Source organism: Pseudarthrobacter sp. AB1, from assembly GCF_014926485.1.
Lineage (GTDB): Bacteria > Actinomycetota > Actinomycetes > Actinomycetales > Micrococcaceae > Arthrobacter.
Genome location: NZ_PZKO01000072.1, coordinates 41626 through 57008, shown reverse-complemented (window position 1 = coordinate 57008; position 15383 = coordinate 41626). Strand labels below are relative to the sequence as shown.

The following is a 15383-nucleotide window of genomic DNA, read 5'->3' as shown; positions in this document are numbered from 1 at the left end:
GCCGCCGGCGGGCATCTTCATCTGCCCGGCCGTCAAGGTCCCGCACAGGGCAGGGGACGTCGCGGCCAGCGGCAGGGTCGGTGCCAGGTCTGACTTGGCGGCCTGGCCGGCCGCGCTGAGCGCGGCGGGGTCAAGGCCGTGGACCACAACAACGGCCGTACCGGCAGCCAGGGCGGCCTTGGTCTCGGCGTTCAGCTCAAACGTGCGGTCAACGGTGTAGGAGGCGCCCTGCCCGGCGACCTTCAGATCCAAGCCCGCTGCCGGGCTGGTGTCCCCGCTGGTGGAGAGAGTGGTGACGATACCGCCGTAGAACGGGGCACCTTCGGTGGTCGAAACCACCGCGTCGCCGTCCTTATCCGCCGACGGTGCCGGACAGGTGCCCTGGGCTCCGCCATGAATGTGCTGGACGTGCGGGTACGGTGCATCCATAAACGTCGAGGCCAGGCCCGAAACGTTCAGGACAACGTGGGCCTGATTGCCGGTAACGTCAACAGTGACGGTGCCCGAACCTGTGCTGCCGTTAATCTGGCCCAGGGTCGACTGGTAGGACTGATCCGCTGCCATCGCGGGGGAACTGGAAAGGGCCAGTGCGGCCAACGCCAGGGTGGGGACAGCCATAAAGCGAAGTGTCTTATTCATTGAAAGATCTCCTCATACACGCGAGTGTGACGTTGGCACCCCCCGGAACGGGGATACCTGTACTTCGGAACAACACGCGGACCGGATGGGCGCGGATGTGGCAGTTCAGTAAATCCGTGGTGCCCATCGCAGCGTCTGTCGGCGGCGTAGCAGTTCCTGCCGTTATGTATGCGCTGATCAATCTGGCCAGTCCTGAGACCCTGCGGTGGCCTGCGCACCTCGGACTCGCTGAGGCGGTTCCTGCGCAGCTGTTTATGCGCCGCCGACCCTTCACAGAAGGCGACGGTGACGATGAAGTCGAAAGCGTTCAGCTGCCCCAGGGTGCTTTTGCTCGAGGCCCCCAGAAGGGCCACCAAGGTCCCGTACTACACCGAGCCGATGATCATGACCCGCAAGATCTCCGCCCAGGAATCAAGCCACATGCGATTCCTGCCCGGTCTCCAGCACTGCTCGGGCTTCTAATGGCATGGGTACTCCTGTGGCGTTGGAGGGTTTTGGGGTGCTTTATACGGACACCGGGACGTAGTGGACAGTACGCTTAATATTTCCGGTTCGGCGAGCTTCGTTATCAGTACCCAGGGTACTGATAACGAAGAAAAGGACTCTCCGTATCTGATCCTCTGATGGGAGTGAAGACAATGACTGAAGCACCTGTAAGGCTGGGGGCATGTTCCCGATGACTGGGCGTGTCGATCATTGGATGGATGCGTTGCGGACACAGCTGTGGCCTCTTCCGGTGTTGGCGGTTGCGCTGGCTGTGGGTCTCGGGACGGCGGTGCCCGCCCTGGATGCTGCAGTTGACGGCAAGTTGCCAGAAAGTGTCACAGTTGTTCTCTTCAGTGGAGGGCCGGAGGCGGCCAGGGCTGTATTGCAGGCGATCTCGGGTTCCCTGATCACGGTGACGTCCCTGACGTTTTCACTCACCGTGGTCACGTTGCAGCTGGCCAGCAGCCAGTTTTCCCCGCGGCTGCTGCGGACTTTTACCTCGGATCGGTTCGTCCACGGGACGCTGGCCCTCTTTCTGGCTGCCTTTGCTTTCGCGTTGACCGTCCTTCGAAGCGTCCGCGGCGAAGGCAGCGGAAGCAGCCCGTTCGTACCTGAAATTTCCGTCACTGTCGCGTTCGTTCTCGCCATAGGCAGTGTTATCGGGCTGGTGCTCTTTTTGGCGCATCTCACCCGGGAGATCCGGGTGGAAACCATGATGCGCAGGGTCAACGTGGAAACCCAGGAGACCATCGACCGTGTCTTCCCGGCGGACCGCTCCCTGCCGGTACCGGATCCGGTCCCGGCAGAGGGGAAGATCCTCATCAACTCCACCAGTTCCGGATTCCTGACCTCCGTTGACAAGGGCGCACTGAAGCGGGCCGCCGAAGATGCGGGGGCAGTGATAAGGATTGACCGGGAACCGGGCAGTTCCCTGGTGGCTGGTGTTCCCTTCGCCACCGCCTGGCCCGTTCAGCCGGGCACAACGCTCACATCCTCAGCCCGGGAAAGGCTGACTGAGGCGGTTAACGCCGCTGTGGCCACCGGGTTTGAACGCACCAACGTCCAGGACGTCGGATTCGGATTTCGCCAGCTGGTCGACGTCGCTGCCCGTGCACTCTCGCCAGGCATCAACGACCCCACCACCGCAGTGCACGTCATCGGGCACCTTTCCGTACTCCTGTGCCGGCTGGCGGAGCGAAACCCTGGCCCTGAGCAGCTCACGGACGACCGCGGGCGGGTGAGGGTTGTGGTTTCGCTTCCGGAACTCGAGGACCTTCTCGACATGGCGATGAACCAGCCCAGGCAATACGGAGCGGCAGATCCGGCCGTTGCAGGCCGGCTCCTGGGCTTGCTTCGGGAACTCACCTGGTGCGACCGGAAGGACAAATACCGGATGGCTGTCCGAGAGCATCTGGGCCGAATGCGCAACGCGATCGGTGCCGCTGACTATTCGCCGGGAGAACGGCGGAGCCTGCTGGAGCAGGCAGACTCCATAAACCTCTTGCAGACAGAGAATCTGCACCCCGGCAACAAGGAGAGCCCGTGAGATTCCCGGCCCGGAACGGGACAGTCAGTGCCCGGCCGGGGCTTGGTGCCCTGCGCTTGAGATTGCCAAGGCGGCAGCGGTACTCGTCGCAGCCTTGGCATGCTGGCAAGGCGCGTTCCGCAGCGTGGCCTTCCAAGCCGACGCAAAAAGTAATGCACGTGTGATGGTTTGAACGGTGGCCGGAGATTAGTCTGGACAGATGGTGTCCACCAGGAAGTGGAAATGGCCGCGCTGAGTTGGTCTTCACGAGGAATGCTTCGCTGCCCGTTCCCGGTGCGCGGCGTATTCGTGTGGTTCCTTCTGGCCCTCCTCCTTGCGGGGGCTGCCACCTACACTCACGGCAGCCGGTACGCCATCGTCCCGGGTCACAGTTCCTTCCAGTCAATGGAGAAACGGGACGTTGAGGCAATGCCGCCGGAAACCGCAGCCAGCCATGCCGGCCCTTCGGCATCGGCGTCCCAGCCCGTCAGCGTCGTCCTCGAGGCCGGCCCGTCCGTTGAGCCTGAGGATCTGGATCAGGAATGCTGTGAACGGCGTCTGGCTCCCCGGAGCGAACCGGCACCGGTGAGGACTGGCGCAGTGGACCCGCCGTCCTTGACACACCAGGAGCCCGGTGACGGAATTCTTTATAGCGTTGTACCTTCGGAACCGGCTTTGCCGGCGCTGACGGTGGTCAAGCTTTCCATCAGCAGGACGTAGAAACGGTTCGCTGTTCCACTCCGTCACGACCCGCTGTTCAGATCCGGAAAGAGAAACCAATGACACATGTACAGTCCATGCTGGACGCCCATCCTGAGGACCTCGGAAACATTGATAAAGCCAAGCTCGTGGAATGCATCCAGGCGTGCTTTGAGTGCGCTCAGACGTGCACCGCGTGCGCCGACGCCTGCCTCAGTGAAGAGATGGTCGCCGAGCTGACCATGTGCATCCGCACCAATCTTGACTGCGTCGATATCTGCGTGGCGACCGGGAAGATTCTCTCGCGCCACGGCAGCTACGACGCTGACATCACCCGCGCAGTGCTGGAAGCGTGCCGTACCGTCTGCAAGGCGTGCGCCGATGAATGCGGGCAGCATGCGTCGATGCACCGCCACTGCGAGGTGTGCGCCGAAGTCTGTCGCCGCTGCGAGCAGGCGTGCGCTGATCTGCTCACCTCTTTGGGCTGAGGGGGTAATAATGACACATTCACAGACTTCCCGGGCGGATCGTGGTGCCCGGCAGAAGGCGCGGCCAAGCACCGCAGCGCGGGGCGGGCTCTCAGAGGATCCGCAACTGCGCCGGATGCTGATCACACACATCCACTGCGGTGAGCCCATGCAGCCGGTAACCGTGGACCCGGGACTGCCTATTGGGTCCCCAGGAAGGAATGACGGCGGCCTGCTGACGTACAGGTGCGTGTGCGGGTTTAGATTCGATCAACGGCGGGACTGACCGGGCCGGTGTCCAGCGGTCATGGTTGCAGGAGGCTCCTGCCCGGTCGCTGATGGTGAGACGTTCGGGCGGGACCGCCCGCGGGGAAGGAGTGAGGAATGATCCGGCGGGTGTTGACGGTGCTCCTGTGCTTGCTGTCAGCCCTCTTCAGCCTGCCATATCTGATCGGTGGAGGCAGGACATGAAGGCGGTGATTGTCGGGGCAGGCATTGCGGGCCTGGTCGTTGCCCGCCAGCTCGGCGTGGCCGGTTGGGATGTCGAGCTCCTCGAGAAATCGGCCGCTCCGCGCCCCGATGGCTAGGCCGCTCCGCGCCCCGATGGCTACATGATGGACTTCTTTGGCGGCGACCTGCTTGTCGATCCGCTTAAGGTGCCCGGCGAGCAGTTCGGCCTGCTTGAGATCGGCCTGCTAGGTGAACTGCAGCGCCGGTTCTTCAAAGCGCTGGCGGTGCAGCCACAGGCTGTGTTCTTTCGTCCATCTGGTCTCTTTGGGGTAGCGGATGCCGTGGCGCAGCAAGATGGCGTTCAGGTGCCGGCGGGCGTGCGCGAGGTCCCTGGCCGTGCCGGAACGCAGCCGGGACAGGTCCCGGAGGGCTTCTTCCTCGGGGTCAGGGATCCGCACCTCGGTGACCGAGCCGACCGCGAGCATTTCGGCCAGCACCCGGGCGTCGCGCCGGTCGGTTTTAATCCGGTCCCCGGGTGCGCGGAGCAGTTTCGAGGACGCCGTGATCACGCAGCTGATACCTGCGGTCTGCAGGTATCGGGCCAGGACGAACCCGGTGGGGCCGGATTCGTAGACGCGTGAACATCCAGACCGATGAAAGTATGCTGATACATAGCCGGGACCTCCCAAACTTCACATGTGGCACTACCATTGCACCCCCGCCAAGCCGCCGGGCCAAAGGAGCCGTCAATGGCAACCCACGGACCTCTGTGAAACAGAAGGCCCCGGCCCCCTCACACTTCTCCCCGACATCACCTGCCCGTCCGGGATAAAGGACATCACCGCCGGGGATCCGGTCCCGCACCGCCGCATTCCTGAGACCGGAAACGGATCACACCAAGCCGGCGCTGAGGGACCGCCCGGCGATAATGGCCGGCCCGGACGGGCAAGTTCAGCACCACACTTCATATTGTCTAGGGCCGTGCGCTGAGCCTCTGGATGAACTCGTCCGCTTGGGCCAGGTTCCGGGCTATCTTGGCCCGTTGATGGACCGCTTTCTCCAGGAACCCGCAGAGTCGGGCGTGCGCCTCCTCCGTGGCGCCCATGGCCTCGTCCGGGGCCAGGATGCCGAGGATCCCGGCCATTTCCTCCAGCGAAAACCCCAGCGGCTTCATCTGCTTGATGACCATGAGGCGCTCGAAATCAGCCTCCGAATAGACCCGGAAGCCCCCGTCGGTCCGCGCAGTGGCCGGCAACAGACCGACGTCGTCGTAGTGGCGAATGGTCCGCAGGGACAGACCCGTCCGTTCTGCCAGTTCACCAATGTGCATCGTGCCCGTGCTTGTTTTTGCCGTCATCAGGGGCCTCCGTCCTGTTCTGATTTCAAACCCTACCATCACGTTAGGGTAGAGTTTCTGGTGAGTGGTGAGACCTGCAAGGGCAGTTCCCGCTCTTCCCGGCGCGGCGTTGCGCCCCTACATTCTTCGACAAAGCGAAGCCGCATGCGCGCGTCTTCCTGACCATGAACGGAGCCAGCAATGGCCGTCAAGACCGCCGGGGATAACCCGGCCTATACCCCTGAACAACTGCAGTCTGTCCGGGAAACCCTCAAGTCTCCGCGCCGGCTAAAGACCGAAGTCCTCGCCGGACTGGTCGTCGCCCTCGCGCTGATCCCTGAAGCGATCGCCTTCTCGATCATCGCCGGCGTCGATCCGCGGATCGGGCTCTTTGCCTCCTTCACCATGGCCGTGACGATTGCCTTCGTCGGCGGCCGTCCGGCCATGATCTCGGCGGCGACCGGTGCGATTGCTTTGGTGATCGCACCGCTGGTGAAGTCCCACGGCCTGGACTATTTCGTCGCCGCCGTCATCCTGGCCGGAGTCTTCCAGATCATTCTCGGTCTGTCAGGTGTGGCGAAGCTGATGCGCTTTATTCCCCGCTCGGTGATGGTGGGCTTCGTCAACGCCCTGGCCATCCTGATCTTCATGTCCCAGGTTCCCGAACTCATCAATGTTCCGTGGCTGGTCTACCCCCTCGTTGTGTTGGCGCTCGTGATCGTGTTCGGCCTGCCGAAGCTGACCAAGGCTGTGCCGGCCCCGTTGGTCGCCATCGTCGTGCTGACACTCATCACGGTTTTCGTCTCCGTGGCTGTCCCGACCGTGGGAGATAAGGGAGAACTCCCCGAGTCGTTGCCGACCCTGTTCATCCCGAACGTGCCGATCAACCTGGAGACCCTGCAGATCATCTTCCCCTTCGCCCTCGCCATGGCCTTCGTGGGCCTGCTCGAATCCCTGATGACCGCCAAACTGGTTGACGACGTAACCGATACCCGCTCGCACAAGACCCGCGAGGCGTGGGGCCAGGGCGTGGCAAACATCGTCACCGGGTTCACCGGCGGCATGGGCGGCTGCGCGATGATCGGCCAGACCATGATCAACGTCAAAGCCTCCGGCGCCCGTACCCGGATCTCCACCTTCCTCGCCGGCGTTTTCCTGCTCATCCTCGTCGTCGCCCTCGGGGATTTCGTCTCCGTTATACCGATGGCCGCCCTCGTCGCGGTCATGATCTTCGTTTCCTGGGCCACCTTCGACTGGCACAGCATCCAGCCCCGGACCCTGAAGATGATGCCCAAGAGCGAAACCCTGGTCATGGTCGCCACTGTCATCGTGGTCGTCGCCACTCACAACCTAGCCATCGGCGTCGGCGTCGGTGTTCTTGTGGCGATGGTGCTGTTCGCCCGCAGGGTCGCACACCTCGTCACAGTCGAACGCACCGTCAGCTCCGTTGGCGGGCACGAAACCGCGACCTATGTGGTGGACGGGGAGCTGTTCTTTGCCTCCTCGAACGACCTCTACACCCAGTTCGAATACGCTCTGGACCCGGCACACGTGATCATCGATATGCACGCCTCCCACCTCTGGGACGCGTCCACGATTGCGGCCTTGGACGCGATCACCGAGAAGTACCGCCACCACGCTATTGACGTGAAAATCATCGGCCTCAACGATGCCAGCATCCTGATGCGTGAACGCCTCGGAGGCAAACTCGGCGGCCACTGACCCCCGCGGCCTCCCTTACGCAGAGGGTCCCCTACCGCATAGCCGGTAGGGGACCCTTCAGGTGTGTGTTTCGGGTGAGGTCAACGGTGGCGGTCTTCCTGGTAGACGTCCGGGATGCCGTCTTGGTCTGTATCGATGGCTTCTTCGGCCTGCACGGCACGGTACTGACGGTTCCGCGTGACCAGTACTGCCGCCGCCAGGAGGGCGGCCAACAACGACGCGGCGAGGATTCCGACCTTGGCGTGGTCATCATGAGCGCTGCCCTGTCCGAAGCTCAGCTCGGCCACGAGGAGTGAAACCGTGAAGCCGATCCCAGCCAAAAGCGAGACTCCGAATACATCGATCCACTTCAGGGACTTGTCCAGAGACGCGCGGGTGGCCTTGGTGAGGAGCCAGGTGGTGCCCAGGATTCCGATTGGTTTGCCCAGCACCAACGCCACGATGATGCCGATGGCTACAGGATCGGTCAGAGCCGAGATCAGACCGTCCCAGCCACCCACGGAGACACCGGCGGCGAAGAAAGCGAAAACCGGGACTGCGATGCCGGCGGAAATAGGCCGGAACCGGTGTTCGAAGATCTCAGAGAGGCCAGGTCCGGCAGCGGGGCCGCCGCTGGCCTGGGACCGGATGACAGGGATAGCGAACCCCAGGAGTACACCGGCGACGGTGGCGTGGATACCGGAGGCATGCACCAACGCCCAGGTGATTACGCCCAGAGGGAGAAGGATTACCCACGCCGCGGCGGGTCTGGTGCCAAAGAACCGGCGGTACTTCTGAGCCAGGAACGTGTAAACCGCCAGCGGAAGGAGGGCCAGCAGCAGCGGCCCGGCCTGGATATCGGAGGAGTAGAACACCGCGATGATGCTGATGGCCAGAAGGTCATCGACCACGGCCAAAGTCAGCAGGAAGATCCGCAGCGCACTGGGCAGGTGCGACCCGATGATCGCCAGCACAGCCACTGCGAAAGCAATGTCGGTTGCCGTAGGGATGGCCCAGCCCCGCAGGGTCTCAGGACTGGCCAGATTGATCAGCGCATAAATAACGGCAGGAACTGCTACACCGCCGACAGCCGCTGCGATGGGCACCACAGATTTACTGAACTGGCGAAGGTCTCCGGCCACGAACTCACGTTTGAGTTCCAGCCCCACAAGAAAGAAAAAGATCGCCAACAACCCGTCTGAAGCCCAGGCCCCCAAGCTGAGTTCCAGATGCCAGGGCTCGAACCCGACGCGGAAGTCCCGCAACGCGAAGTAGCTATCGGAGACCGGGGAATTGGCCCAGATCAGGGCAATGACTGCTGCGGCGACCAGTAAGATCCCGCCAACGGTTTCCTTCCGCAGGATTTCACCGATTCGCAGGACTTCGCCGTAGCTCCCCCGTCCCAAAACGGAGGAACGCGGAGGAGCAGAAGGTTTTTTACTCATGAAGGTGTCCTAAACTTTGGGGCGACAAAGAACGTGCCGACCAGACTTCCCGGCTCACCTCCAGTAAGTCTACACATTTTGTAATGGTCGCTGACGCACACTGGACCTTGGCCGGCCTCCAACGATATACGGGAACCATGCAGGGACCGGCCGTTACCCGGGACCGTGCCGCGGCCACCAACGCTGTTATACCCGTCGGCCGTGAGAGTGCCGGGGTAGAGGACGAGTGTCTGCGGAAGGAGTACGCTGTGAGATATCCGTCAGGTACGGGACGGACTACTCCGGATTTAAGGGGCTGAAACCGTGGCTGCTAACCCAGCGTCGAATCCTTCAACCGGCCCAGACCACCTCCCGCGCGCGAACAATAGATCCGTACCTTCCAAGCCGAAGCGTGCCCCTCGGAGTCCATTCCCGTCCTCGGCCCGGGTCCGAGGCGCGGTCCGGGATTCGGCAGTGACGCGGGCCGGGATGATCTGGGTTGCTGTCAGCGCCGGGCTGATCCTTCTGACATTGCTGATCATCTTCATCCTGCAGAACCAGGACCGAGTGACCGTACACTACCTTGGCGTGGCCGGGGAGCTTTCCCTGGGTATGGCGCTGTTCATCGCCGCGGTGGCGGGCGGGATTCTGGTGGCCGTTGCCGGAGCAGCGCGGATCCTCCAGCTGAGAAGCCAGTCCCGGTCCCGTCGCGGCCAGCCGCAGGCCGTGCCGGGACCGGGAAGCCCGGACCTAGTAGGACTTAATTAGGTCGTGCCTTGTGGTTGGCAGTACGGGGCAGTCTCAATCCTGATCTCGGCAACCTCATCGGGTTTCATGCCTCGAAAAAGATCAGGATCGATCTGGATTAAAAGCCGCCACGCCGACCAACCTAAGTACTACTAGACCCCTACCGTAAGTCTTCGCCGCCGCTTCGACGTGCAGCGGCGGGAGCAGTGATTTTCCGGCGTGGCCGGTGTCGGCGCGGTTTTAGAGGGTCGCTGGCCTTGCGGCCGCGGCATCGGCCAGCCTGTGGAGGGCTTCGCGGAGTTTGGCGTCGGCTTCGTCGGCGACGGCGCGGACGACGAGGCTGTCGCTGAGCTGGACCATGGTTTGTGGGTCTATGGCTTCGACGGTGGTTTCGCGCGCGTCCTTGCCTCGCCGGACTACGACATTGCACGGCAGCAATGCTCCGAGCGCCGGATCGGCTGCGAGGGCACGGCTCGCCAGCATGGGGTTGCAGGCCCCGAGGATTATGTAGTCACCGACGGCATCCCCGGCGTCGATCCCGAGTTTGGCCTCAAAAGTGGAGCGAACATCAATTTCTGTAAGGATGCCAAAGCCCTGTTCACCGAGCACCGCACGCGTGCGCTGGACTGCGTCCTCCCAGGACAGCGGGACGGTAACGGTATGCGTGTAGCTCATCGGTTTGCTCCTGATGTGTCGTGACATGTTCGGGTCCGGGCCAGTCCGTGGCCGTGCCGTGACAGTTTGGGGGAACTCCCCCGGCACCGGGGTCTTGGGGTCCTGCCTGTCAGGCGAGGGAGAGGAAGAGCTTTTCCAGTTCTTTTTTGTCCATGGTGGTGTCTTCGCGGACGATGCACTGCTCCAGCCCGCTGGCGATGATCGCAAAGCCGGCCCTGTCCAGGGCTTTCGAGACGGCAGCCAGTTGCGTGACGATGTCCTTGCAGTCCTTCCCCTCCTCCAGCATGCGCGTGACAGCAGCGAGCTGGCCCTGGGCGCGCTTGAGGCGGTTGACCACTGGGGTCAGTTCAGTCGAATCGAGTTGCATGAAGTCTCCAATAACGTGAGCATGTGCCATTCACTATATACCCCCTCGGGTGTTTCAGATACCCACTGGGGTATCTATAATACTCAGCAGGTTATACACCGACGACCTTTTCGAGAGGCCCCCAGGACTTCCCATTCCCCCTCCACCGCCTAACGCCCTGGCCCCGGAGAACTTACGCTGCTGGCACGCCGAGCATCAGGACCATATGGGCATCGACGTACGCTCTGCCGCTGAGCTCGAGTCGATGCACATCCGGGAGGGTGAACTTCCCGTCCTCGTCGGACAGGAACCGGTGCCGTAGTCCAGGGCTTTAGCCGCAGTGAGGTCCTCGGCTTCCCCGAAGGAATGGCCGGCCCCTCTTGATAAAGATGAATCTGCTACCTGTCCCTCTATTGTGTGTTCGCCGTTCGTGCGGCCTGGCGTGGACGCTGCTGCCTCCCCTGCCGGCTCGGATTTCGGCCAGCGTCTCGCGCTCGGGGAAGCAGGCCGAGCCGATGACCAAGGCGCCTCCGGAGCTGGGCTGGCCGGAGGGCTGAGGGTTGTTCAGCGGGCTCCGCGCCGGCGCCGCGGGCGGCCAGCCCGAGCGCGAGTCGGGTCCCTGCTGCCGGGGCAACGGTCCCTGTCAGGCGAGGACTCATGTTCATGTTCGTTTTCCTACCCCGGCAGTTCCCGGGCGGGATGTTCGGAGACGTCGACCGTGGGCGCCGGACCGTCAGGTTCTGCCGGTGGCCATGACTGCGGCGGCGGTGTCTCCCGTGGTGGGTCCGTTGGTGCCCGGCGGGTCGGGGATGAACGCCCGCGCGGAGATCGGGATCGTGAGACGAATGGCATCACCGACGCCCAGCAGACGGCCCCAGGGCGCCTCTGCCTGGAGGGCGATACCGGACACATCGACGGTGACCAGCCGGCGGGGTCCCAGCACCCGGATGTCCGTCACGATCGCGGGCACGCCGTGCCCTGCGGGGCCCCGGGCATTCTCCTGGATGCCGATGCTTTCCTGGCGGATGACCATCACGCCAGGGCCGTCTGGCCAGTCGGTGTCCGCCGGCAGGTCAAGGTCGCCCAGGGCCGAGTAGTGGACCCCGTCCCGGACAGTTCCTGCAACTTCGTTTGTCCCGCCCATGAGCCGGTGGACTTCCAGGGACGCGGGCCGGGAGTATACGAGGTCGACGCGGTCGTGCTGGAGCAGCCTGCCGTGGCTGAGGAGCGCGATGTGGTCGGCGACGGCGGCCGCTTCGTCGCGGTCATGGGTGACCATGAGGATGGTGGGGGCCAGCCGCTCCCGCAGCTGTGCCAGCAGCTCGTGCATGCTGGAGCGCAGTTCCTGGTCAAGGGCGCTGAACGGCTCGTCCAGGAGCAGGATGGCAGGCCGGGCGGCAAGGGCACGGGCGATGGCCACCCGCTGGGCTTGCCCGCCGGAGAGGGCCGTCACGGGACGGCGGCCGTACCCTTCCAGCTGGACCAGGTCCAGGAAATGGGCGGCATCGGCGCGGGCGACCCGGCGGCGGACACCGCGGACGGCAGCGGCGAAGGCCACATTGTCCAGGACGCTCAGGTGGGGGAACAGCAGTGGGCGCTGGGAGACCAGGGCCATGCCGCGGTGTTCGGGGCTCACTCGGGCAAGGTCGGTGCCGCGAAGAACGATCCGTCCGGCGTCCGGGGCTTCGAGTCCGGCCACGGCGCGCAGCAGCGTACTTTTCCCTGACCCGGACGGCCCCAGGACGGCAGTGCATGAACCGCTCTCCAGAGTGAGGTGCACGTCATTCAGGACGTGCGCTGACGAGCTACTGAAAGACTTCGAAAGTCCTTCGATAACCAGATCGTTGCTCATGATAGATCTCCCGGGGGTTTGCGGGCGAAGAAGCCAAGACCCAGCAGCATGATCAGGGGTGGAAGGACTGCTGTCGCTGACAGCACCGCAACGACGGAATCGTTGCCCGTGCCCGAGGCGGCCGAAGCGACGAGCAGCGGAACGGTGGTAAATGCGCCGCCGCCGACCAGAAGCGTGATGAGGTAGTCGCTCCAGCCGACCAGGAAGGCCAGGAACGCACTGCGTGCCAGTGCCGGGGCCAGCAGCGGCACCTGCACCCGGGTAAGGACCTGCCACCGGGTGGCTCCCAGGGTGCGGGCCTCGTCTTCAAAGCCACGGTCATGCGCCCCGTAGGCCACACGCATGGTGTACGTCGTGTACGGCAGGGCGTAGGCGCTGAGGATGAGGATCACCCCGGCCAGGGGCGCGACCTGCAGCCTCAGGAGCAGCACGTTGAGCCCGAAGGCCGCCGCGAACGCCGGGAGCGCCAACGGTGCAAACAGCACGGCGTTGACGGCCGCGGGGAAGGGGACCCGATGGTAGGCCAGGGCCCGGGCGGCCAGCGCGCCGAGCGGGGTGGCGACGGCGCTGACCGCCAGTCCCAGGCCCAGGGAACGGGCGAAGGCCGGGACCGCGCCCTGGGCCAGGGCCGACCGGACGCCGTCGAAGCCCCAGACATCGGGCATGGCGGCCGGATAGGACCAGCGGTCCGCGAAGAGCCACAGTCCCAGCGGTGCCAGGGGAAGGAGGAACCACGACGCCAGCGCCAGGGTCAGCACTGTGCGTCCCGCCCGGCCCGGGGCGCGGGAGGCCCGCAGGGCCGAGCCGTCCCCGCGCGGCGGCGTCCAGGGTGTCCGCGGGCCCGCAGGAAGCGTCACCGCCATAGCGGAATCCTCCTCAGGAGGGCGAACGCTGCGGTGGCGGCCCCGAAGGACACGATCGTGGTCACCATCGCGAGGGCTGCGGCCTCGGGCCGGGACGTCAACGACGCGGAGCCGAAGACCCGCAGCGCCATCACCGGAAGAGGTTCGGGATAGGGCCGGCCGAGGAGCCAGGCGACCTCGTAGGAGCCGAAGGTGTAAACGAAGACGATCGTTGCGGAAACGGTCAGCGCCGGAAGGCTCAGCGGCACCAGGACGTGCCGGATGCGCCGGATGCGGCCGGCTCCCAGGAGGGCCGCCGTTTCGTCATAGCCCGTTGAGCGGGTGATCAGGGCGCCGGTGACGACCAGGGCGACGAAGGCTGATTCCTTCCAGCTGTAGTCGGCAATGACCGCGATCCACCAGGGGCCTCCAACCAGCCGCGGCCAGGCCTCCCCCGCCCCGGTCAGCCGGGACAGCAGGCCGGAGTCCGAGAGCAGCAACCCGACGGACGCGGCCCCGACGATGTGCGGAAAAGGGATCGTGAGGGTACTGACGGCGGCAACGACCCGGCCGCACCAGCGGCCCTGGACGATGACCAGGGCCGCCGTGAACCCCACGACGGAAGCGGCGATGGTCGACGCCAACGCGATGGCCAGGGACAGGCCGATAGCGGCTGGAAGGTCCGGGGCCACCGCGGTGTATGCCCCGAGGGTCAGTGACGGGCTGCCGGCCAGGGGCAGCAGGCCCAGGCTTTGGGCAGCTGCGGTCAGCAGCCCGCCCAAAACGACGAAGGATGCCGTCAGCACCGCCGGGGCAACCACCAGCGCCGGCGGCAGGGGTCTGCGCGGGCTCAGCGGGGCACTGCTGGAGACCACTGCGTCACCGGCCCGTGAGGATCTGACGCCGCCAGGCGTCGTCGAGTTCCGGCACCCACGCGGCCGAAAGTTCCGGGTTGGCGTTTTTCGACAGCACATCGTAGGCGGGAACCACCGGCGATGGCGGCAGGGCATCAAACATGGCCCGCTGAGCAACGCTGAGCGCGGCCGGGTCAAGAACCGGGAACTGCCCCCAGATTCGCGGGTCCGCTTTGGCGGCCTGCTGTTCCGGGGAGAGCGCCAGGTTCGCGACTACCATTGCCCCCGCCTGGTGCCCGGAGGTTGACGGGATCGCCAGGAAGCTCGCGTTCCCCACCGTACCTTCGTCCAGGGTGAGGACTCTCGTGGCCGCCGGGTAGGTGCCGTCGGCGACGAGTTTGGTCAGGGTGGCCGGGCCGTAGGTCATGGTGAAATCGACCTGTCCGCCGGCGAACAGGGCGTTCAGTTCCCCGGATGTTTTCGGGTATGTCTTCCCTTCGCGCCACAGCGACGGGGCAAGGCCGGTGAGCGTGTCGAACAGGGCCGGGGTGAGCCTGTCGAATGAGGCCCGGTCGAAGCCCAGCGGCACGTTGGTGTGTCCGCCGGAGACGCTGTAAAGCACCTGCCGGGTGAAGACGGAGCCGGTGAAGTCCGGCGGTGCCGGGTACGTGAAGCGGCCCGGGTGCGTCCGGGCCCACTCCAGCAGCCCTGCCAGGGTCTTCGGCGGGTCGGCGACGGTGGCGGAGTTGTACGCGAAGCTGAACTGGGCCTTGCTCCACGGCGCTTCGCAGCCCTCGACCGGTGTCCCGAAATCGTTGGCCAGCAGCGGATCCGACGGCGCGGTGAGTTTCATATTGGGCAGCATCGGGGTCCAGCCGCACCACCATGCCCCGGCTTGCTTGCCGGTGCCGAAGTTGTCGCCGTTGACCCAGACAAGGTCGACGCCGCCCTCTCTTGTTCCGGCCTGCACTTCGGTCAGGACCCGGTTCAGGGCATCTTTCGTGTCGGCGACCGGGACGCGTTGAAGCGTGACCCCTTCTTTCGCCGCCGCGGGTGCCAGGGTGTTATCGACGTAGGAATTGGCCTGCTCGTCGCCGCCATACATCCAAAGGCTGACGGTCTGGCCCTGGGCAGCTGCGGTGACCTGGTCCCAGCCTGTGAAGTCGGTCTGCGCCGCCGGTGGGGCGGCGCAGCTTGCCAGGGCCAGCGCAGCGACCGCGATCGCGGCCGTACCGGTGAGCATATTTCTGGCGCGGAGGGTAAAAGTCATGGGCGGTGTGACGGTCCTGTCGGGGTGGTGATCGGCTACGGCGGGGCCTCTTCGCCGGGTGTTGGCTGTT

Annotated in this window: 17 protein-coding genes and 1 pseudogene; 8 read left to right on the top strand and 10 right to left on the bottom strand. The window is 64.7% G+C overall.

Going from position 1 to position 15383, the window contains the following annotated elements:
• The coding region (locus DAD99_RS20590; protein WP_193343037.1) for a CHRD domain-containing protein at nt 1-639 on the bottom strand (639 nt) is incomplete at its 3' end.
• A gap of 291 nt (nt 640-930) precedes the next feature.
• Here DAD99_RS20590 and DAD99_RS20585 point away from each other — a divergent pair.
• The 5 genes from DAD99_RS20585 to DAD99_RS20565 all read left to right on the top strand — a co-directional run bounded on the left by DAD99_RS20585 (nt 931) and on the right by DAD99_RS20565 (nt 4403).
• Entirely contained in the window at nt 931-1101 is a 171-nt protein-coding gene (locus DAD99_RS20585; RefSeq protein WP_193343036.1) for a hypothetical protein, read from the top strand.
• Nucleotides 1102-1306: 205 nt separating this feature from the next.
• Complete coding sequence (locus tag DAD99_RS20580; protein WP_227008332.1) at nt 1307-2671, top strand: DUF2254 domain-containing protein; 1365 nt, start codon at nt 1307-1309, stop codon at nt 2669-2671.
• Between the two features lie 222 nt (nt 2672-2893).
• On the top strand, nt 2894-3370 hold the full coding sequence (locus DAD99_RS20575; RefSeq protein ID WP_193343035.1) for a hypothetical protein: 477 nt from the start codon (nt 2894-2896) through the stop codon (nt 3368-3370).
• 59 nt (nt 3371-3429) lie between these two features.
• Nucleotides 3430-3837, top strand: coding sequence for a four-helix bundle copper-binding protein (locus DAD99_RS20570; protein ID WP_185263464.1), 408 nt, complete (start codon nt 3430-3432; stop codon nt 3835-3837).
• Nucleotides 3838-4283: 446 nt separating this feature from the next.
• On the top strand, nt 4284-4403 hold the full coding sequence (locus DAD99_RS20565) for an FAD-dependent oxidoreductase (RefSeq protein WP_227008331.1): 120 nt from the start codon (nt 4284-4286) through the stop codon (nt 4401-4403).
• Between the two features lie 108 nt (nt 4404-4511).
• On the opposite strand, the gene DAD99_RS20560 is transcribed toward DAD99_RS20565, so the two are convergent.
• A complete protein-coding gene (locus DAD99_RS20560; protein WP_193343034.1) occupies nt 4512-4955 on the bottom strand; it encodes a transposase in 444 nt (147 codons plus the stop codon).
• 284 nt (nt 4956-5239) lie between these two features.
• Nucleotides 5240-5623: a MerR family transcriptional regulator gene (locus DAD99_RS20555; RefSeq protein ID WP_185263462.1), complete on the bottom strand. Its 384-nt coding sequence runs from the start codon at nt 5621-5623 to the stop codon at nt 5240-5242.
• 180 nt (nt 5624-5803) lie between these two features.
• Here DAD99_RS20555 and DAD99_RS20550 point away from each other — a divergent pair, with 180 nt between their 5' ends.
• The gene (locus DAD99_RS20550) at nt 5804-7324 is read left to right on the top strand and encodes a SulP family inorganic anion transporter (protein ID WP_193343033.1); all 1521 of its coding nucleotides are present in this window, start codon (nt 5804-5806) and stop codon (nt 7322-7324) included.
• Nucleotides 7325-7404: 80 nt separating this feature from the next.
• Here the strand turns inward: DAD99_RS20550 and nhaA are convergent, their stop codons facing one another.
• Nucleotides 7405-8748 carry a Na+/H+ antiporter NhaA gene (gene nhaA / locus DAD99_RS20545; protein ID WP_193343032.1) on the bottom strand — a complete coding sequence of 448 codons (1344 nt, stop codon included), beginning with the start codon at nt 8746-8748 and terminating at the stop codon, nt 7405-7407.
• Between the two features lie 453 nt (nt 8749-9201).
• Between nhaA and DAD99_RS20540 the strand changes: the two genes are divergently transcribed.
• Nucleotides 9202-9495, top strand: a complete 294-nt coding sequence (locus DAD99_RS20540; RefSeq protein WP_309233447.1) for a lipopolysaccharide assembly protein LapA domain-containing protein — start codon at nt 9202-9204, stop codon at nt 9493-9495.
• Between the two features lie 219 nt (nt 9496-9714).
• Here DAD99_RS20540 and DAD99_RS20535 read toward each other — a convergent pair whose 3' ends face one another.
• Entirely contained in the window at nt 9715-10149 is a 435-nt protein-coding gene (locus tag DAD99_RS20535; protein ID WP_193343031.1) for a DUF302 domain-containing protein, read from the bottom strand.
• Between the two features lie 109 nt (nt 10150-10258).
• The gene (locus tag DAD99_RS20530) at nt 10259-10516 is read right to left on the bottom strand and encodes a metal-sensitive transcriptional regulator (protein WP_144662938.1); all 258 of its coding nucleotides are present in this window, start codon (nt 10514-10516) and stop codon (nt 10259-10261) included.
• Nucleotides 10517-10649: 133 nt separating this feature from the next.
• Between DAD99_RS20530 and DAD99_RS20525 the strand changes: the two are divergent.
• Nucleotides 10650-10772 (top strand): annotated as a pseudogene (locus DAD99_RS20525) (sulfurtransferase); the annotation flags it as partial.
• Between the two features lie 456 nt (nt 10773-11228).
• Here the strand turns inward: DAD99_RS20525 and DAD99_RS20520 are convergent.
• The 4 genes from DAD99_RS20520 to DAD99_RS20505 are packed head-to-tail and all read right to left on the bottom strand — an operon-like array spanning nt 11229 to nt 15313.
• Nucleotides 11229-12347, bottom strand: coding sequence for an ABC transporter ATP-binding protein (locus DAD99_RS20520; protein ID WP_193343030.1), 1119 nt, complete (start codon nt 12345-12347; stop codon nt 11229-11231).
• Complete coding sequence (locus DAD99_RS20515; RefSeq protein WP_193343029.1) at nt 12344-13210, bottom strand: ABC transporter permease; 867 nt, start codon at nt 13208-13210, stop codon at nt 12344-12346. Before DAD99_RS20515 ends, DAD99_RS20520 begins: the two co-directional genes overlap by 4 nt.
• Entirely contained in the window at nt 13201-14064 is an 864-nt protein-coding gene (locus DAD99_RS20510) for an ABC transporter permease subunit (RefSeq protein WP_309233445.1), read from the bottom strand. The genes DAD99_RS20515 and DAD99_RS20510 overlap by 10 nt, the downstream gene beginning before the upstream one ends.
• Nucleotides 14065-14068: 4 nt before the next feature.
• Nucleotides 14069-15313 (bottom strand): ABC transporter substrate-binding protein, encoded by a 1245-nt coding sequence (locus tag DAD99_RS20505; RefSeq protein ID WP_193343027.1) that lies wholly within the window; start codon nt 15311-15313, stop codon nt 14069-14071.
• Nucleotides 15314-15383 lie beyond the last annotated feature (70 nt).